This is a genomic window from Nocardia lijiangensis NBRC 108240, assembly GCF_001613045.1.
Lineage (GTDB): Bacteria > Actinomycetota > Actinomycetes > Mycobacteriales > Mycobacteriaceae > Nocardia > Nocardia lijiangensis.
This window is the reverse complement of the sequence record NZ_BDBP01000078.1, coordinates 31,296-49,058: the sequence shown is the minus strand read 5'-3', so window position 1 is coordinate 49,058 and position 17,763 is coordinate 31,296. Positions and strand designations below refer to the sequence as shown.

Annotated in this window: 19 protein-coding genes; 8 read left to right on the top strand and 11 right to left on the bottom strand. The window is 68.3% G+C overall.

The annotated features are described in order from the left end of the window. Both NL1_RS26745 and NL1_RS26740 read left to right on the top strand, forming a co-directional pair. The coding region (locus NL1_RS26745) for an amino acid permease (RefSeq protein ID WP_156095066.1) at positions 1-423 on the top strand (423 nt) is incomplete at its 5' end. 76 nt (positions 424-499) lie between these two features. Continuing rightward, positions 500-1,858 carry a serine hydrolase domain-containing protein gene (locus NL1_RS26740; protein WP_067844837.1) on the top strand — a complete coding sequence of 453 codons (1,359 nt, stop codon included), beginning with the start codon at positions 500-502 and terminating at the stop codon, positions 1,856-1,858. An 89-nt stretch (positions 1,859-1,947) separates the two neighbouring features. Here NL1_RS26740 and NL1_RS26735 read toward each other — a convergent pair whose 3' ends face one another. The 3 genes from NL1_RS26735 to NL1_RS26725 all read right to left on the bottom strand — a co-directional run bounded on the left by NL1_RS26735 (position 1,948) and on the right by NL1_RS26725 (position 5,052). Beyond that, complete coding sequence (locus NL1_RS26735) at positions 1,948-2,559, bottom strand: hypothetical protein (RefSeq protein ID WP_067844835.1); 612 nt, start codon at positions 2,557-2,559, stop codon at positions 1,948-1,950. A 115-nt stretch (positions 2,560-2,674) separates the two neighbouring features. Next, positions 2,675-3,709, bottom strand: a complete 1,035-nt coding sequence (locus NL1_RS26730; protein WP_067844833.1) for an aspartate-semialdehyde dehydrogenase — start codon at positions 3,707-3,709, stop codon at positions 2,675-2,677. A 77-nt stretch (positions 3,710-3,786) separates the two neighbouring features. Then, complete coding sequence (locus tag NL1_RS26725; RefSeq protein ID WP_067844831.1) at positions 3,787-5,052, bottom strand: aspartate kinase; 1,266 nt, start codon at positions 5,050-5,052, stop codon at positions 3,787-3,789. Positions 5,053-5,217: 165 nt separating this feature from the next. On the opposite strand from NL1_RS26725, the gene NL1_RS26720 reads away from it, so the two are divergent. Next, positions 5,218-5,631 carry a secondary thiamine-phosphate synthase enzyme YjbQ gene (locus tag NL1_RS26720; RefSeq protein ID WP_067844829.1) on the top strand — a complete coding sequence of 138 codons (414 nt, stop codon included), beginning with the start codon at positions 5,218-5,220 and terminating at the stop codon, positions 5,629-5,631. 3 nt (positions 5,632-5,634) lie between these two features. Here NL1_RS26720 and NL1_RS26715 read toward each other — a convergent pair whose 3' ends face one another. Together NL1_RS26715 and NL1_RS26710 are read right to left on the bottom strand one after the other, a co-directional pair. Next, positions 5,635-6,210: a dihydrofolate reductase family protein gene (locus NL1_RS26715; RefSeq protein ID WP_067844827.1), complete on the bottom strand. Its 576-nt coding sequence runs from the start codon at positions 6,208-6,210 to the stop codon at positions 5,635-5,637. Between the two features lie 47 nt (positions 6,211-6,257). Continuing rightward, positions 6,258-6,833 carry a dihydrofolate reductase family protein gene (locus NL1_RS26710; RefSeq protein WP_067844825.1) on the bottom strand — a complete coding sequence of 192 codons (576 nt, stop codon included), beginning with the start codon at positions 6,831-6,833 and terminating at the stop codon, positions 6,258-6,260. 70 nt (positions 6,834-6,903) lie between these two features. Here NL1_RS26710 and NL1_RS26705 point away from each other — a divergent pair, with 70 nt between their 5' ends. The 4 genes from NL1_RS26705 to NL1_RS26690 all read left to right on the top strand — a co-directional run bounded on the left by NL1_RS26705 (position 6,904) and on the right by NL1_RS26690 (position 9,774). Further along, positions 6,904-7,479 (top strand): TetR/AcrR family transcriptional regulator, encoded by a 576-nt coding sequence (locus NL1_RS26705; RefSeq protein WP_067844823.1) that lies wholly within the window; start codon positions 6,904-6,906, stop codon positions 7,477-7,479. Positions 7,480-7,538: 59 nt separating this feature from the next. After that, positions 7,539-7,724 carry a DUF1918 domain-containing protein gene (locus tag NL1_RS26700; RefSeq protein WP_067844821.1) on the top strand — a complete coding sequence of 62 codons (186 nt, stop codon included), beginning with the start codon at positions 7,539-7,541 and terminating at the stop codon, positions 7,722-7,724. A gap of 274 nt (positions 7,725-7,998) precedes the next feature. Further along, positions 7,999-8,454 carry an SRPBCC family protein gene (locus tag NL1_RS26695; RefSeq protein WP_067844819.1) on the top strand — a complete coding sequence of 152 codons (456 nt, stop codon included), beginning with the start codon at positions 7,999-8,001 and terminating at the stop codon, positions 8,452-8,454. A 105-nt stretch (positions 8,455-8,559) separates the two neighbouring features. Next, the gene (locus tag NL1_RS26690; protein WP_067844854.1) at positions 8,560-9,774 is read left to right on the top strand and encodes a low temperature requirement protein A; all 1,215 of its coding nucleotides are present in this window, start codon (positions 8,560-8,562) and stop codon (positions 9,772-9,774) included. Positions 9,775-9,787: 13 nt separating this feature from the next. On the opposite strand, the gene NL1_RS26685 is transcribed toward NL1_RS26690, so the two are convergent. The 5 genes from NL1_RS26685 to NL1_RS26665 form a co-directional block, all read right to left on the bottom strand. Beyond that, the gene (locus NL1_RS26685; protein WP_067844817.1) at positions 9,788-10,636 is read right to left on the bottom strand and encodes an ion transporter; all 849 of its coding nucleotides are present in this window, start codon (positions 10,634-10,636) and stop codon (positions 9,788-9,790) included. Positions 10,637-10,727: 91 nt separating this feature from the next. Beyond that, positions 10,728-12,371, bottom strand: a complete 1,644-nt coding sequence (locus NL1_RS26680; protein ID WP_067844815.1) for a GMC oxidoreductase — start codon at positions 12,369-12,371, stop codon at positions 10,728-10,730. An 82-nt stretch (positions 12,372-12,453) separates the two neighbouring features. Then, entirely contained in the window at positions 12,454-14,130 is a 1,677-nt protein-coding gene (locus tag NL1_RS26675) for an alpha/beta hydrolase (protein WP_245673541.1), read from the bottom strand. Between the two features lie 93 nt (positions 14,131-14,223). Further along, the gene (locus tag NL1_RS26670) at positions 14,224-14,403 is read right to left on the bottom strand and encodes a DUF1272 domain-containing protein (RefSeq protein WP_067844811.1); all 180 of its coding nucleotides are present in this window, start codon (positions 14,401-14,403) and stop codon (positions 14,224-14,226) included. Between the two features lie 49 nt (positions 14,404-14,452). Then, a complete protein-coding gene (locus tag NL1_RS26665; protein WP_067844808.1) occupies positions 14,453-15,220 on the bottom strand; it encodes a sulfite exporter TauE/SafE family protein in 768 nt (255 codons plus the stop codon). 268 nt (positions 15,221-15,488) lie between these two features. Here NL1_RS26665 and leuA point away from each other — a divergent pair, with 268 nt between their 5' ends. Further along, entirely contained in the window at positions 15,489-17,282 is a 1,794-nt protein-coding gene (leuA, locus tag NL1_RS26660; RefSeq protein ID WP_067844806.1) for a 2-isopropylmalate synthase, read from the top strand. A gap of 39 nt (positions 17,283-17,321) precedes the next feature. Here leuA and NL1_RS26655 read toward each other — a convergent pair whose 3' ends face one another. Continuing rightward, positions 17,322-17,678 carry a hypothetical protein gene (locus NL1_RS26655; protein WP_067844804.1) on the bottom strand — a complete coding sequence of 119 codons (357 nt, stop codon included), beginning with the start codon at positions 17,676-17,678 and terminating at the stop codon, positions 17,322-17,324. Between the last annotated feature and the right edge of the window lie 85 nt (positions 17,679-17,763).

Sequence of the window (17,763 nt, the reverse complement as noted above, 5' to 3'; positions counted from 1 at the left end):
GCGGTGGTCGCCGCGGCGGGCTCGCTGCTCGCGCTCGTGCTCGGCGTCTCGCGCACGACGCTCGCCATGGCCCGCGACCGCTATCTGCCGCACGCGCTCGCCGCCGTGCATCCCCGCTTCGGCGTGCCGCACCGGGCGGAGCTGGTCGTCGGCGCGGTGGTGGCGGTTGTCGCCGTGAGCTTCGATCTGCGTGCGGCCATTGGCTTCTCGTCGTTCACCGTGCTGGTCTACTATCTGGTCGCCAATGTCTCGGCGGGCACGCTCACGGCGGCGGAGGATCGGCCCGCGCGCTGGATTCCGGTGGTGGGAGCGCTCGGATGCGTGGTCGTCGCGGTCGCGCTGCCGATCGCGTCGGTGCTCGCCGGAGCCGGGGTCCTCGCGCTCGGCGCCGCGCTCTACGCGGTGACCCGCCGGGCGCGCTGAGCCGCCGCGATTTTCGTGCCGCGTGCCTCCGCCTGTTGGCCGGTCTGCACGGGTCCGGGGCGCTAGCCTCATGTCCATGGGGCGTTTCTGTGGTTTCCTCGCCGGAATCGCGGCGGTGTCGCTCGTCTCGGGAAGTCTCGTGGGCGCGACCGCACACGCGGCCCCGGCGGCGACCGCGAAACAGGTCCGCTGCGAGGTCAGCTCCGGCCGAGACGCGCAGCGCGCGGACCCCGAACAAGCCGGATTCGACCCCGAACTGCTCGCCGCCGCACTGGAGTTCGCCAGTCACCGAAACCGCTTCAACGTCCAGGTCTTTCGCCACAACTGCCTGATCGGTGAGGGACCGAACAACGCGGAGAGCGGCAACGTCGCCTGGAATGTCTGGAGCGTGACCAAGAGCGTGGTCTCACTGCTCGCGGGCATCGCGTGGGACCGCGGCCTGCTCGATTTGGACGCCCCGATCGACAAGTACCTGCCCGCGGGCCTCGGCGACGCGGCGCACCGCTCCATCCGGGTCGAGGACCTGCTCACCGAGACCTCCGGCATGACGGTCGGCGTGCTCACCGAGGGCATCACCGGAGTCATCCCCATCGATCCACACAGCGCGGTGCAGGCACTCGGTGTGCCGCTGGACAATCCGCCGGGCACGGCCTTCAGCTACAGCCAGCGCAACGTCGACCTGCTGACCTTCGTCATCGAACTGGCCATCGGCGAGCCGTTTCAGCAGTTCGCGCAGCGCGAGCTGTTCGACCCGCTCGGCATTCTCCGCAGCGACTACTACTGGGCCAAGGATCGCGCCGGAAACACCTACGGCTACGCGCATCTGATGATCCCGCCGAACGATCTTTCCAAGCTCGGCCTGCTGGTGAGCAACGAAGGCCGCTGGGGCGCAGACCAACTCGTGTCCGAAGACTATCTCCGGATGGCGCTGACGCCGTCGCGGGCGAACCCGTGCTACGGCTACCTCTTCTGGCTCGGCCCCGACTGCGCGGAATCGCCCTCGTTCCTGCCGCCCGACGCGTACATGATGGCCGGGCTCGGTTTGCAGAACGTCTTCGTGCTGCCCTCGCTCGACCTGATGGTGATGTGGACCGGCGTCTTCGGCAATGTCAGCAGCCAGGGCATCTCCGGCATCGTGCAGAACACCGATGAACTGCCGTACGAGTTCTTCCGCAGGCTGTTCGCCGCCATGCCCGACCGCCCCATCCCCGATCCCGGACCGTACGTCGAGCCGCCGCTGCGGTTGGACCCGCGCCGATTCGTCGACGCGAACCTGCTGCTCGCGGTCTTCGGTATCGGCCCGGCCGCCTACCCGGGCTGCAATGTCTTCGCCTGCTTGAACTATCAGCTCGCACCCCCGTTCGCCGATGTGCCCCCCGGCTGCTTCGTCCTGCTCTGCCTCGGCGACAACCCCCGAACGCCCGGCATCCACTGATCTCATCGCCACAGACCATCCACACTCCCCACAGCGGCACCGCCCGTGTACCGCGTGAAAACGCGCTGTGGCCCGGTCGGGGTTGTGGGTCACCACATGTCGAGGAGCAGTCCCCAGCGGCGGGTGTCGGCTTCGTGGACCACCTCGCCCCAGTCGCGCAGGAGGCGCTCGAAGATGGCGGGGGTGGTGATGCGGTGGCGGTGAGCGGTTTCGCGGTCGAGATGCGGGTGCAGGTCGGGGATGCGGGGGGCGATGCGGCCCCACAGGTTTGCCAAGGTGGCCAGGTGGGCCGGGGAGTGGGCGAGCCAGGCGGTGGACCGGATGACATCGCTGTGCCCGCGCCACGGCTGGTGTGCCGCGGGTTCGACGGGGAGGTCGGCGCCGTAGAGACCGCGCAGGAACAGATCGGTGTCGGCGATCAGCTCGGCCGTCTCGGGCGGGGCGTCCCACGGCACGAAGAGGCGGGCGTCGCGCCACACCGCCTCGAATTCGGTGTGCAGCGCGGCGGAACTGTAGGCGTGGAAGCGGTACTCGGCGATCCAGTGCTCGGCGCGGTCCAGCCAGCGCAGGCCGATCGGGTAGTGCTGGCGGTGGTCCTCGTCGGGCCACTCCAAGTCCGCGAACCGCCGCGGCGCCCGCTCGGTCACCGTCCGCGCCAGGCGCGGCCAGTCCGCGATGTGCACGGCGACATACGAACCCACCGGTCACACCTCCACGCCGAACTCGCTTACCGAAGCGATTGTGCCAGCCCCCGAGACGACGACCGGGCCGACCCGATCCGGCGACGGATCGGACGGCCCGGGTCGGCGAACCGGCTCAGCGGTCGCTGAGCAGCACCTCGGCGATCTGAATGGTGTTGAGCGCCGCACCCTTGCGCAGGTTGTCGCCGGAGACGAACAGCGCGAGACCGCGGCCGTCGGGCGCACCGGGATCCTGGCGGATGCGGCCGACGAGGGACTCGTCGGCGCCTGCCGCCTGCAGCGGCGTCGGCACGTCGACCAGCTTCACGCCGGGCGCGCCTGCCAGCAGTTCCTTGGCCCGCGCCACCGACAGCGGGTTGGCGAACTCGGCGTTGATGGACAGCGAGTGGCCGGTGAAGACCGGGACACGCACGCAGGTGCCGCTCACCAGAAGCTCGGGGATGCCGAGGATCTTGCGGCTCTCGTTGCGCAGCTTCTGATCCTCGTCGGTCTCGCCGGATTCGTCGTCGACCAGCGAACCGGCCAGCGGGATCACGTCGAAGGCGATCGGCGCGACGTACTTGTTCGGCGCCGGGAACGCCACGGCGCTGCCGTCGTGCACGAGCTTCTCGGCGTCGTCGATCACCGCGCGCACCTGCGAGGCCAGCTCGTCGACACCGGCCAGACCGGAACCGGAGACCGCCTGGTAGCTGGAGACGACCAGCCGGGTCAGGCCCGCCTCGTCGTGCAGCGGCTTGAGCACCGGCATCGCGGCCATGGTGGTGCAGTTGGGGTTGGCGATGATGCCCTTGACCAGGTTGCGGGTCTGCTCCGGGTTGACCTCGCTGACCACCAGCGGGACCTCGGGGTCCTTGCGCCAGGCCGACGAATTGTCGATGACGGTGACGCCCGCCGCGGCGAACCGCGGGGCCTGCACCCGGGACATGGTGGCGCCCGCCGAGAACAGCGCGATGTCCAGGCCGGAGGGGTCCGCCGTCTCGGCGTCCTCCACCACGACCTCGCCGCCGCGCCACGGCAGCGTCTTGCCCGCCGAGCGCGCGGACGCGAAGAACCGCACCTCGTCGGCCGGGAAGTTACGCTCCTCCAGCAGTTTCCGCATGACGGCGCCGACCTGCCCGGTCGCGCCGACGACTCCTACTCGAATACCCACGTCAGTGTCCTTTCGACATGATCGGGAGCCCTACGTGGCCACGCTCCGCTACCGCCTCCGGGCTTGACCCGATCATGTCAGCGCCCCGTTCCGGCGTGCACCACGGCCACCTCGTCGCCGCCCAGGTCGAAGGCGCGGTGCAGCACCTTCACGGCGTCGTCCAGCTCGGTGTCCTTGACCAGGACCGAGATCCGGATCTCGGAGGTGGAGATCAGATCGATGTTGATGCCAGCGTGGGCCAGCGCCTCGCAGAACGTGGCGGTGACGCCCGGGTGGCTCTTCATGCCCGCGCCGACCAGCGACACCTTGCCGATGTGGTCGTCGTAGAGCACCTGGGAGAAGCCGATCTCGCCCTGGCGCTTGGTCAGCATCTCGACGGCGCGCGCGCCCTCGGTCTTGGGCAGCGTGAATGTGATGTCGGTCTTGCCGGTCTCCACCTTGGAGATGTTCTGCAGGACCATGTCGATGTTGATCTCGGCGTCGGCGATGGCACGGAACACCTTGGCGGCGAAACCCGGCTCGTCCGACAGCCCGACCACGGTCACCTTGGCCTCGCTGCGGTCGTGCGCGACGCCAGTGAGGATTGCTTTCTCCAAGGGGATGTCCTCCATCGATCCGTAAACGTAGGTGCCCAGCTTGTCGGTGTAGGACGAGCGCACATGCACGGGCACGTTGTAGCGGCGCGCGTACTCGACGCAGCGCAGCATCAGCACTTTGGAACCGCAGGCGGCCATTTCCAGCATCTCCTCGTAGGAGACCTGCTCGAGCTTCTGCGCGTCGGAGACGATGCGCGGGTCGGCGGTGAAGACGCCGTCCACGTCGGTGTAGATCTCGCAGACGTCGGCTTCCAGCGCCGCGGCCAGCGCGACGGCGGTGGTGTCGGAGCCGCCGCGACCGAGCGTGGTGACGTCCTTGCTGTCCTGGCTGACGCCCTGGAATCCGGCGACGAGCACGATCGTGCCCTCGTCGAGGGCCTCACGCAGGCGGCTCGGGGTGACGTCGATGATCTTCGCGTTGCCGTGCGCGCCGGTGGTGATCACACCCGCCTGCGAGCCGGTGAACGAGCGGGCCTCCGCGCCGAGCGAGTGGATCGCCATGGCGACCAGCGCGTTGGAGATGCGTTCACCGGAGGTGAGCAGCATGTCCATCTCGCGGGCGGGCGGCGCGGGCGCCACCTGCTGGGCGAGATCGAGAAGTTCGTCGGTCGTATCGCCCATCGCCGAGCAGACGACCACCACGTCGTGGCCCTGCTTCTTCGTTTCGACGATCCGTTCAGCGACGCGCCGGATACGCTCGGCGGTCGCGACCGAGGATCCTCCGTACTTCTGAACAACGAGAGCCACGACTGGGTCCTCCAAGATCGACAATCGGCTGGTAACAGCCACCCAGACTACCGGCCGCCGTCCACGGGATCCGTCGCTACCTCCCAGAGCTGTGCAAAAGCACACACGCCCAGACACTCTCGAATGATCGTCCACGCGCCGCCGCGGACGGGGAATGATGAGGCCATGAAGAGCTCACTGATCGCGGTCAGCACGGGCCGTCGCGAGGTGGTGCACGACCTCACGCCGCAGTGCGCGGAGTTCGCCGCCGCGGCGGGCGGCGACGGGCTGTTGCACGTCTTCGTGCCGCACGCCACGGCCGGTATCGCCATCATCGAACTGGGCGCGGGCAGCGACGACGATCTGCTCGCCGCGCTGCGCGATCTGCTGCCCGCCGACGACCGGTGGCGGCACGCGCACGGCTCACGCGGGCACGGCCGCTCGCACGTGATGCCCGCGCTGATCGCGCCCTACGTCACGGTGCCGGTCATCGGCGGGAAGCTGATGCTCGGCACCTGGCAGTCGATCGCCATGGTCGACCTGAACGTGGACAACCCCGACCGCCAGGTGCGCCTGTCCTTCCTCACCGACGCCGGCTGACCGTCACGCCCTGGTCAGCCAGGTGACCTGGGTGCCGTTGCCGAACTCCTGGCGCCGGGCCGGGGTGAACGACGTCGGCCGGAACGGCCCGTCGAACGCGCGGACGCCCGCACCGGCCGTGACCGGATAGCTCTTGACGACGAGCTCATCGATCTCATCGAGGAGCGCGCCCGCGAGCTTGCCGCCACCGGCCAGCCAGATGTCCATGCCGTCCTCCTTCTTCAACCGGCGGACCAGACCCACCGGATCACCGTCGACCAGCTCGACCGTGGGGTCGTCGATCCGGCCGAGAGTGCTGGAAACGACGTACTGCCGCATATGCGAATACGGGCTGGTGATGCCGACGGCCAGTGCCGGTTCGTAGGTGCCGCGGCCCATCACCAGGGTGTCGAACTTCTTGCAGGGCGCGTCGGCCGCGAGACCGAAATGCGGACGCGCGTGCGTCGGAAGGGTCTCCGGGTACTCGGCGGCGAGCCATTCGGCGAAGTCCGGCGCCACGGGCATGAACTCGATGCCGCCGTCCGGACCGGCGATGTAGCCGTCGAGGCTCATGCCGACGAAGTAGACGAGCTTTCGCATGGGGATCCTGCTTTCTGAGGAAGGTTCGGTTGGCTTCGGCGGTCGATTCAGGCGCGGCTGTACCACGTCACCTGCGCGTTGTTGCTGAATTCCATGCGCCGGGTCGGGGTGAACAGCGTGGGGGTGAACGCACCGGCAAAGGCGGGGATGCCTGCGCCCGCGATCACCGGGTAGCTCTTGATGATCAGCTCGTCGATCTCGTCGGCCAGCTGGGCCGCGAGGTTGCCACCACCGCACAGCCAGATGTCGAGGCCATCCGCTTGCTTCAGCTCCCGCACCAGGGCCACCGGGTCGCCCGCCACGACTTCGACGGCCGGATCACTGCTCGGACCGAGGGTGCTGGAGATGACGTACTGCTTCAGATGCGCATAGGGACTGGTCACCCCCACGGAGAGGGCGGGCTCGTAGGTGCCGCGCCCCATCAGCACGGTGTCCCAGTTCTTGTTCGGCGTATCCACCGGCATCCCCGTCTGCATTCGGACGAAGGTCGGCATCGGCTCCGGGTAGCGCTCATCGATCCAGGCGGACATGTCGTCCGCGAGCGGATAGAAGTCGAACTCCCCGCCGGGGCCCGCGATGTATCCGTCCAGCGAGACGGCGACGTAATAGACAAGCTTTCGCATTGGACCACCTGACGTGTTGTACTCTGACTGAAGTGGTTTGAAGGTAGTACTACGGATGGAGTGGTGTCAAGTGCGGACCAACCCGGAACGACGTCAGGCGCTCATCGATGCGGCGATCGAGGTACTCGCCGACGAGGGCGCGCGCGGACTCACCTTTCGCGCGGTGGACAAACGAGCCGCCGTGCCCGCGGGAACGGCATCGAACTACTTCTCCAGCCGCGACGACCTGCTCACCCAGGTGGGCAGCAGGTTCTACGAGCGATTGCAGCCCAGCGCGGAGACGATGGCCAAGGTCACCGACGGACCGCGCACCCAGGCCAACATCGTCGAACTGATGAAGGAGGTCGTCGCGCGCATCGAGGCCTTCCGCACCGGCTATCTCGCGATGCTGGAACTGCGCCTGGAGGCGACCCGGAGGCCGGAGCTGCGCGCGGTGCTCACCGAGCGGGTGCGCGAGGACCTCGACTTCAACGTGCGCAACCACCTGGAGTCCGGTCAACCCGGCGACGCCGACACCGTCCGGCTGCTCTACCTCGCGCTGAACTGGCTGATCGTGGACCGGCTGACACTGCCGGACATCTTCAGCGAGGAACTGAGCGCACATCTGATCGAGACCGCGGTGCAACGACTCATCCAGAACTCTTGACATTCCGCGAATTCGCCGGAACCTTGTGACCCGCGTCACGCCCATTCGATAATGGACCGATGGAAGCGAACGTTGGAGACCGACTGCTCGTGCACGGACACGTCGTGGGGGAAGGTGATCGCCACGGCGAGATCGTCGAGGTTCGCGGAGCCGAGGGCGCGCCGCCCTACGTCGTCCGCTTCACGGACGGGCACGAATCCCTGGTGTATCCCGGTCCGGACGCGGTGATCGAGCACATGAAGTGACCGCGCGGCGCCTCGCCCCGTCGAGGCGCCGAAGCCGCGCCGCCCGCACAGGCGGCGGGCCAGCCCGCCGACCCCGGCGGGCTGCCGAACCGAACATCGCGCATCTCGACCGCCGCCGATCGACCCACTCCCCCCGGGGCCGACGCGAAAGTCGTTCCCGCCCCGCAAATACCTACTCACCAGTAGTGCGCGCACCATAGACCTCGTTGTTGACGGATCGGAAGAGCGCTGTGCAGAATCGGCGAGTTGATCCACCGGGGGGCGGAGGTATGGCATGCGCACGAAAACCGATATCCGCTTCACCGTCGAGGCAAGTCAGGCCCACGTTCTCGATGCTCTAGCGGCGATCGAAATGCTCCCGGAATGGTCGATGTACCAGGACGCGCGCGTGGCCACCCGCGATGAATACGGCCGGCCGCACCGCGTTTACGTGACCGCCGACGTGCTCGGCAGCTCCGATTTACAGGTGCTCGAATACGAATGGACCAAGAACCGTGCGGCATGGACGGTGGTGGACAGCTCCCGCGGAATCGGCGGCGGCGGCTGGTTCGAGGTCACCGAGGACGCGAACGGAACCAACGTCTGGTACCACTCCGAGTTGTCTTCCCGGCTCCCGCTGCCGGGCCTGCTGATGAAGCGCACCGTGCAACGCTGGAATGAAACGGTGGTGCAGAACTTCATCGAATTCGCGGAGAGCTATCCGGAATCCGAGAGTTTTCATTCCGTATAGCAATAACGAATAATTCGAGCGGCAGAATGACGCCGTCAGCGAAACCCGCGGCCGCGGCCGGTTTTCGAACCGCGCCGAACGCGCGCGGGTGCGACGATGGGCGCCATGATCGGTACCAAACGGGTTCGGTTCCAACCGGTGGCCGAAGGGGCTTCGGTAACCCAGCTCGAGCTGTTCTTCGACCTCGTCTTAGTTTTCGCGTTCACCATGGTGACCTCGCTGGCAGCGAGCGAAACCAGCGCCAAGAACATGCTGCGCGCGCTGCTGGTGATCGGGGTGATGTGGTGGGTGTGGATCGCCTACTCCTGGGTGGCCAATGTGGTCCGCGCCGACGAAGGCCTCACCCGGGTGGCAATGTTCGTCGCGATGGGCGGCGCGTTCCTCGCGGCGCTGACCATCCCCGAGGCCTTCCAGGATAAAGCCGGCGGATGGTTCGGCCCGCTGGTCTTCGCGATCGCCTACCTGATCGTGCGTCTGGTGCACCTGTGGGTGTTCTGGATGGCCAGCGCCGACGACTCCCAGCTGCGCGGGCAGGTCGTGCGCTGGGGATTCGGCTCGATCAGCATCGGCACCACGCTGCTGGTGATCGCCGCTATGACCACCGGCGCGGTGCAGATCGGCCTGTGGATCGCGGCGATCGTCGGCGACATGCTCTGGACGATGCTCGCAGGCGAGGACTGGCGCCTCAATTCGGCCACCCACTTCGCCGAACGGCACGGGCTGATCATCATCGTCGCGCTGGGCGAATCGATCGTCTCCATCGGCATCGGCGTGGCCGGACTGCCGATCTCCTGGCCGATCGCACTCGCCTCGATGCTCGGTCTCGCGGTCTCCGGTCTGCTGTGGTGGGCCTACTTCGACGTCGCGGCGCTCTCGGTGGAACACGAGCTGAAGCGCGCCGAGGGACAACGCCAGATCAAGATCGCCCGCAATTGCTATACGTTCTGGCACTTTCCGATGGTCGTCGGCATCATCGCCCTCTCGCTCGGGCTGAAGAAGGTGCTCTACTACGTCGGCGACTCGTCCGCCCACACCCTGCGCGACGCGCTGTACGGCATCCCGCTCTACACGCTCTACGGCGGCGTGGTGCTCTATCTGATCGCCCTGGTCGGCTTCAAGCACTACGCAACCCGCAGAGTATCCGTGCAGCGAGTGGTCACTGCGGTGCTGCTGCTCGCGCTGATCCCGTTGGCATGCGCGCTGCCCGCGCTGGCCTCGCTCGCCCTGCTCTGCGCGGTGCTCGTCGGGCTGATTCTCTGGGAGACCATCCGCTACGCGCAGCCGCGCGACGAGATCCGGCACGGCGTGCACACCGCCTGACGCTCGGCGCGGTTCAGGCCAGCGGTTTGTCGTTGGCCAGCAGGTAGCGCAGCGTGCTTTCGTGGGCCGTCGGGCCGTAGGCGGCAGGCTCGACGCGCACCCCGTCCCGCACGGCTTGGCGTATCTGATCCACGTTCTCCCTGATCATGTCCGAGACCAGCTCGTCGGTGCGCGGATCGGCGAGCACCTGGAAGACGATGCGGAAGCTGGTGTCGGCGATCAGCCGGATGATGTCGTCGTGGAAGGGGATGTAGCGGACCTTCCCGGCCTGCGGATCCTTCTTGATCAGCTCCAGGATCATCTCGTCCATCTCCGCGCGGTTCTCCTCCAGCGCGGCGGCGATATTGCGGGTGTAGTGCCCGGTGCGCAGCACGTGGGCCACCTCGTCGAGCACCGCGATGGTCATCGGTCGCTTGATCACGTCGACGATGGTCATGACGAACCGGTTGACCACCGCCGCGGTCACCCGGTCGCCGAAAACGCGGTCGGCGACCCGCGCCAGCCGCACCGCGATCACCACCACGCGCAGCAGCCGGAACCCGCGGAACAGCGGGCTGGGCACCGGGATCATGCCGACGACTTCGTACCAGTAGACGAGCGGGAACGTCCACGACCAGTTCGCCCGGCGCCAGCGCCACAGGAACTCCACGGCGAACACCGCGCAGATCGTGTAGTCGACTATCACGATGACCCGATAGGTCTGGTCGGACACCTGGAAGAAGGTGATCCACACGACCAGCGCCACCGAGATCACCGCCAGCGCGAGCATCACGAAATCGGTCCACAGCGCAGGTGGTTTACGCGGGTAGCGGCCCGCGTCCGGCACTCGATCGAGGCCCGGGCTCGTGGTGGGGACTGTCACGGCAAGGATCCCTTCGACGCCGACGGTCCCGCCGAGCGTAATCGGCTCACGGCCCGAAAACGGCCGACCTGACGCAGTTCTCGGCAAATCCTCAGCGGCCGGAGCGGATGATCTCCTCGATATTGCGTTCGGCCAAGGCGGTGATGGTCAGCGAGGGGTTGACCGCGCCCGCGCTGCCCGGCATGGCCGCGCCGTCCATCACGTACAGACCCGGATTCCCGTGCACCCGGCCGTAGCCGTCGGTCGCCGCGCCGAGCACCGCCCCGCCCAGCGGGTGCGCGGTGAACAACGCGTTCGCGTCGTAGCCGAGGGCGCCGTATTCCACCAGCGCGTCGGCGCGTTCGGCGATACGGCGGTCGACGGCGCGGGCGGCGGCGACCACCTCGTCGCGATTGCGCGTCGACCAGGACAGCCCGACCGAATTGCGGGCCTTGTCGTACCCGAAACGGGTGCGCGCCGGGTCGAGCACCATGCCGAGCGAGGCGAGTGCGCCCGTCTCGAAGGGGATGCCGGGGATGTACCAGTTCTCCAGGGTGACCGGCACTGTCGATTGGTCCAGGATGCGGCTGGCGCTCGGTACGCCCTGGCCGTATCCGGCCACCGAACTGGCGCCGCGCGCGAGCACCACGTCGCCGTTGGTGCCCCAGCCCTCGCCGATGTGCTCGTTGAGATCCGGCAGCGTCCCGGTGGCCCTGGCGCGGACCAGCAGCTCGGAGGTGCCGATCGAGCCCGCGCCGAGGAAGAGCCGGTCGCAGGTGAGCGTGCGGGTGCCGAGCACTTCGCCGGTCGGGGCGAGCTTGCTGACAGTGACGGTGTAGCGCTTGCCGGATTCCTTGCCGATGGCGTCGACCCGGTGGCCGGGGAAGATCGCCGATCGTCCGGTGTCCTGCGCGTGGCGCAGATAGTTCTGGTTGAGGTCGAACTTCGCGCCGTTCGAGTTGCCCAGATTGCTGCGCGCCACGGTGGCCGACGGCCGCGTGGCGCCCGCCAGTTCGGCGCGCAGGACGTCCCAGTTGAAGATCGAATCATTGGGCTGGATCTGATATCCGGCCTTGCGCACCTGGTCGTCCCACGCACGGGAGTGCGCGAACGGAGCGGAGCCGTAGATGTCGGCCGGAATCGGGCTGAGCCGCAACATCTGTCGCACCCGCGGGTAGTAGACCCGGTCGAGTTCGTCGTAAGCGACCGAGCCGCGGAAGACCTCGTCGAAGAAGCGGCGCTCCGGCGCGATCATGGCACCGGAGAAGATCACCGAGCCGCCGCCGACCGCCGCTGCCCGCCAGACGTCGATGCCGGGGTATTCGGTGCAGTCCAGCACCCCGCCGAATTTGGAGAAATGCATCGGCACCTTGGTGACGCCCGTGAAATCGGTGCGGTGCCAGAAGCCGCGCCCGTCGGGTAGGTCGTCGCCGGTGAAGATCTCCCGCCACGGGTCGTTCGGCCAGCGCGATCCGCGCTCCAGCACGGTGTTGGCGATGCCCGCCTGGGCCAGCCGCAGCGCGGTGACGGCGGCGCCGAAGCCGGAGCCGATCACGATCGCGGGCGAGTGTTCGGGCGGATCGGGAAGTGGCGCAAAGATTTCCGGGACCCAATCGCGGAACATCGTGTGCCAGACCGGGTCGGCCGCGGCAGGCCGCGTGTCGAGCGTCGAACCCGCAACGCCGAAAAGCGCTGCCAAACCCGCCGCCTTGAAAAAGGCGCGTCTGTGCACCAGGCCACCTCCCTCGTCACGCATGGCCGAGCGCAGAATAGCGCGCTTGACCGGGAGTAGGCCATCTGCTGTGAAACGTCACTGTCTCACGGCGAGACGGCGTGGGTCAGGACGCGAACGGCTGCCGATCGGCGGTGCAGGTCGCGCCGGGCGCGGGCAGTTGCAGGTCGACGAGGTACCGCTCGCGCAGATGCAGGACGCAGTCGCCGTCCGGGGTGTGGCCGTAGCCGTCTGCCACCACGACCAACCTGGCGTTGACCAGCTCCTGCTGCGCCGCTTTGGCGAAGGTCGGCGGCGTCACCGGGTCGAAGCGATTGTTCAGCAGCAGCGCGGGCTTGTCCGAGCCGAGCGTCCACGAGCCGGTGTGACGCTGCGGGTAGCCGTCCTCGGGGGCGGGCCACGCCGCGCACGGCTGACGCAAGGCCAGCCAGAAGGGGCCGAAAAGCGGTGCGGCAGTGCCGATGTCGCGAGAAAGACCCGGCCAGTCGGCGGACCGCCAGCTTGCGCTCTGGTCGGCGCAGGTGATCGCGGTGAAGGCGTCGAGGAAGTCGTAGTCCGGCGCGACCGCCGCCAGGACGTCACGCACCTTCGCCGGATCGCCCGCGGGGCCGCGTTCCAGTTCGACGAGCAGTTCCGCCAGCGCGGGCCAGCCGCGCTCCGGGTCGTAGAGCATCATCGCGTGCAACTGCACGACCTCGCTGTAGCGCACCGGCAACGACTGTTCGCCCGCGCCGACCGTGATCGGTCCTTGCCGCAGGCGCTCGAGCAGGGCGTCGTCCCTGGCGCGCAACCGATCCGCCGCGAGATCGGCGGGCTGGGCGGTGGTGGTCTCGACGCGCTCGGGCCCGGCGCTGCCCGCCTTCTCGGCACGCTCCGGCGGCGCGGCGGGCCGGGTCAGGTCGGACCGCTCGGAGCCACCGGCGAAGGCGCACTTGGCCTTTCCCGCCGCGGCGCACAGCCGCAGGAATTCCGCGCGCACCTCGTCGGTGCCCGCCGCGGTGCCGAAGACGAAGGCGCGGGCGTCACCGGTGTAGGTCCGTGGATCGATCATCGAGGTCAGCTGGAGGGCGCGCACCCGGTCGCCGAACAGCGCGCCGTACACCTGCCCCAGGTAGCTGGCGTAGGACCCGCCCGTGTAGGTCAGCTTCTCCTCGCCGACCGCGCGCCGCAGCAGGTCCATGTCCCTGGCCGCGTCGACCGTGGTGAGGTGTGCCAGCAGCTCGCCGCTGTGCTGCGCGCAGCCCTGCGCGAGGGTGGTCCGTGCGGCTTGCTCGGCGGCGCGTTCCTGCTCGGCGTTCGCGGGCGGGACGAGCGTGGTGTCCCAGAAGCGGCGCTGTTGCTCGTCGTCGGCGAAGCAGCGCACCGGCGCGCTGCGGCCGATTCCGCGCTGATCGAAGGTCACCACGTCGAAACGTTCCCGGAGCTCGCCGGTGAGTATCTCGCCCTGTCGCGCCCAGTCGAGACCGGACTCTCCCGGCCCGCCGACAGCGGCGAACAGGGTGCCGATCCGGCGCTCGGAATCGGTGGCGGGCTGCCGGACCACCGCGAGCTCGATGGTCTTGCCCGCGGGCTCGGCGTAGTTCAGCGGCACCGCGGCGGTCGCGCAGTCGGAACCGCGTAGGTCGTCGTCCGCGCATGGGCGCCACTCGAGGCGCGGCGCCGGGGCCGCGTCGGCCTGCCTGACCAGCTCGGAGACGGCCGACGCCTGCTCGGTCCAGGTACACCCAGTCAGCGACGGCGCCGCCGCGGCGAGCACGATCAGCACGAACTTCCACCTACGCACGTCGACCATCCTGTGCCCCGGCCCCCGCGCGCGTCGTCATCCTTAGTGACGAATTCGCCCCTGAGATCCCCCATTTCGCCGGTCCGCGCCGAGTCATCCGGCCGTCCGCCGCGGCCTGGCCACCAGTTCACCCGAACAGTTCGGGCACACGCCGTCCATCGCACGGCCGCACGCGGCGCAGAACGTGCACTCGTAGCTGCAGATCACCGCCGGGCCGTCCGCGACGAGCGCCGCACCGCAACGCTCGCACGCGGTACGCATCTCGAGCGCCATGGTTCTCCTGTTCGTTCTGCGGGTGTACACGGTTCAGGGCATGCCCGGTTCAGGACGTCAGCAGCCGCACCACCGCGATGCTGCCGACCAGCACGATGACCATGCGCAGCACGTTCGGCGGCATCCGCCTGCCCGCGTGCGCACCGAGCTGCCCGCCGATGATCGAGCCGACCGCGATCACCGCCACGGCCTGCCAGTCCACCTCGGCCACCACGATGAAGATGACCGCGGAGACCCCGTTGACGATGAGCGCGAGCGCGTTCTTCACGCCGTTGAGCCGCTGGATGTCATCGTGCACGAAGATGCCGAGCAGACCGATCAGCAGCACGCCCTGGGCGGCGCCGAAGTAACCGCCGTAGACGCCGGTCGCGTACACCGCGGCGAGCAGGAACGGTCCGCCGTGCTCGGGCACGTCCGCGGTGCCGTTCTCGCGCCGCCGCTTCACCCAGGCCGCCAGCCGCGGCTGCACCACCACCAGGATCAGCGCGACGATGATCAGCGCGGGCACGATCGCCTTGAACGCTGCGGCGGGCAGGACAAGCAGCAGCACCGCGCCGGTGATGCCGCCGAACAGCGAGGCCGTGCCGAGCTGGAGCAACCGGGAACGCTGGCCCGCCAGCTCGCGCCGGTAGCCGATCACGCCGCTGATCGAACCGGGCACAAGGCCGATGGTGTTCGACACGTTCGCGGTCACCGGGGGCAGCCCGAAGGCCAGCAGTGCCGGGAAGGTGATCAGGGTTCCGGAGCCGACGATGGTGTTGATCCCACCCGCGGCGATGCCCGCCCCGAAGACGGCCAATAGTTCGAGCCAACTCATCCGATATGCATCCTTCGACGTCCCGTCGGACCCGCCGGTCCGTACAAGCGTTCAGTACGTCAGGCACGCTATCGGCACCCCGGCATACACCGCGCAATCGGACCGGGCTTCCAGCGGCCCGGCGCGACACGGTAAACTCGCGTCCATCATGCAGCGGGCACTTCTTCTCGGCCGCCGCGACGGGGTCTGATCGGACCGGCTCCCGTCGCGGGGTTTCGCCTGCCGGTCGCCCTATAACTTGGGAACCCCCACACCCTGGAGAAATCGCATGTCCCCTGCTGACGCCTTTGTATCCGGCTCACGCACCATCACCGCGCCGAGCAAGGCGGCGCCTGCCGACCAACCCAGATGGAACGCACAAAAGAACTCCTCGATGCCGACCTTCCGGTACCGTCCGTTCGCCGAGGAGGTCGAGCCGATCACGCTGCCCGACCGCACCTGGCCGGACAAGATCATCGACCGTGCGCCCGGCTGGTGTGCCGTCGATTTGCGTGACGGCAACCAGGCCCTGATCGACCCGATGAGCCCCGCGCGCAAGCGCCGCATGTTCGACCTGCTGGTGCGGATGGGCTACAAGGAGATCGAGGTCGGCTTCCCGTCGGCCAGCCAGACCGATTTCGACTTCGTCCGCGAGATCATCGAGGACGGCGCCATCCCGGACGACGTCACCATCCAGGTGCTGACCCAGTGTCGCCCGGAACTGATCGAACGCACCTTCGAGGCGTGTGCGGGTGCGACGAACGTCATCGTGCACTTCTACAACTCCACCTCCATCCTGCAGCGCCGGGTGGTCTTCCGCGCCGAGCGCGACGCGGTGAAGAAGATCGCCACCGACGCGGCGAAGCTGTGCCTGGAGGTCGAGCAGCGCTACCCCGACACCAACTGGCACTACGAGTACAGCCCGGAGTCCTACACCGGCACCGAGCTGGAGTACGCGCTGGAGGTGTGCGACGCGGTCTCCGAGATCATCGCGCCGACCCCCGAGAAGCCGCTGATCATCAACCTGCCCGCCACCGTCGAGATGGCGACGCCGAACGTCTACGCCGACTCGATCGAGTGGATGAGCCGCAACCTGGCCCGCCGCGAATCGATCGTGCTGTCGCTGCACCCGCACAACGACCGTGGCACCGCCGTGGCCGCCGCCGAGCTGGGCTACCAGGCGGGCGCCGACCGCATCGAGGGCTGCCTGTTCGGCAACGGTGAGCGCACCGGCAACGTCTGCCTGGTGACGCTGGGCATGAACATGTTCTCCCGCGGTATCGACCCGCAGATCAACTTCTCCGACATCGACGAGATCCGCCGCACCGTCGAGTACTGCAACCAGCTGCCGGTGCACGAGCGCCACCCGTACGGCGGCGACCTGGTCTACACCGCGTTCTCCGGCAGCCACCAGGACGCCATCAACAAGGGCCTGGACGCGATGAAGGCCGCGGCCGACGCGCAGGGCGCCGACATCTCCGACATCACCTGGGAGGTGCCCTACCTGCCGATCGACCCGAAGGACGTCGGACGCACCTACGAGGCGGTCATCCGGGTCAACTCGCAGTCCGGCAAGGGCGGCGTCGCCTACATCATGAAGACCGATCACGGCTTGGCGCTGCCGCGCCGCCTGCAGATCGAGTTCTCCCAGGCGATCCAGCGGATCACCGACGGCGAGGGCGGCGAGGTCACGCCGAAGGAGATGTGGGACGTCTTCCGCGAGGAGTACCTGGCCCCGATCCGGCCGCTGGAGCGGATTCGCCAGCGGGTCACCGCGTCCGAGATCGACGGCGGCGTGGACTCCATCACCGCGACGGTGAAGGTGGACGGCGTCGAGCACGAGGTCACCGGCAACGGCAACGGACCGCTCGCCGCGTTCGTGGACGCCATCGCCACCGTCGGCTACGAGGTTCGCGTGCTGGACTACTCCGAGCACGCCATGTCGGCGGGCGACGACGCGCAGGCCGCCGCCTACGTGGAGGTCTCGATCGGCGACAAGGTCGTGTGGGGCGTCGGCATCGCCACCTCCATCACCACCGCCTCGCTGCGCGCGGTCGTCTCCGCGGTCAACCGCGCTCACTGACGCGTTCGACGTGGCCGGGGCCAGCGCGCTCCGGCCACGTCACCAGCGCCACTGGATCCAGCCGTCGAGGAAGTCCAGCGAATACGCCTGGTGCTCCTCCCCATCCGCGGTGACGATCGTCCACGCAGCTGATTCGCAGTGCCGCGCATCGTCGTCCGTCAACCCGAGACGGGCCTGCTCGCGCTCGTATCCCGCGTCGTATTCGTCGTCTGCCAGCAGCTCGGCCTGCTCGCGCGACCACCGCGCCAGCGCACCCGCGCGATCGAATCTGTCGAACTCGCCCGGATCGTCGGCGCGCAGCTCTCCGTTGGCCCACGGGGTCTCGTAGCCGTACCGGACGATCGTGGCGAAAGGTTTGCCGTCACAGCGCAGTAGCATCGGCGCCTCGAAGATCATCGCGCCAGGGTATGGCCGGTACGGACCCGGGCACAGCCTGCGCGGTGGTTTGCTCACCTGCTAGCGTTGGCTTGCATTCAAGCGC

Coding starts and splice junctions, on each gene's coding strand:
- NL1_RS26740 (WP_067844837.1), top strand. CDS start 500: ATGGGGCGTTTCTGTGGTTTCCTCGCCGGAATCGCGGCGGTGTCGCTC.
- NL1_RS26720 (WP_067844829.1), top strand. CDS start 5,218: ATGAAGAGCTCACTGATCGCGGTCAGCACGGGCCGTCGCGAGGTGGTG.
- NL1_RS26715 (WP_067844827.1), bottom strand. CDS start 6,210: ATGCGAAAGCTCGTCTACTTCGTCGGCATGAGCCTCGACGGCTACATC.
- NL1_RS26710 (WP_067844825.1), bottom strand. CDS start 6,833: ATGCGAAAGCTTGTCTATTACGTCGCCGTCTCGCTGGACGGATACATC.
- NL1_RS26700 (WP_067844821.1), top strand. CDS start 7,539: ATGGAAGCGAACGTTGGAGACCGACTGCTCGTGCACGGACACGTCGTG.
- NL1_RS26695 (WP_067844819.1), top strand. CDS start 7,999: ATGCGCACGAAAACCGATATCCGCTTCACCGTCGAGGCAAGTCAGGCC.
- NL1_RS26690 (WP_067844854.1), top strand. CDS start 8,560: ATGATCGGTACCAAACGGGTTCGGTTCCAACCGGTGGCCGAAGGGGCT.
- NL1_RS26680 (WP_067844815.1), bottom strand. CDS start 12,371: ATGCGTGACGAGGGAGGTGGCCTGGTGCACAGACGCGCCTTTTTCAAG.
- NL1_RS26670 (WP_067844811.1), bottom strand. CDS start 14,403: ATGGCGCTCGAGATGCGTACCGCGTGCGAGCGTTGCGGTGCGGCGCTC.
- NL1_RS26665 (WP_067844808.1), bottom strand. CDS start 15,220: ATGAGTTGGCTCGAACTATTGGCCGTCTTCGGGGCGGGCATCGCCGCG.
- leuA (WP_067844806.1), top strand. CDS start 15,489: ATGTCCCCTGCTGACGCCTTTGTATCCGGCTCACGCACCATCACCGCG.
- NL1_RS26655 (WP_067844804.1), bottom strand. CDS start 17,678: ATGATCTTCGAGGCGCCGATGCTACTGCGCTGTGACGGCAAACCTTTC.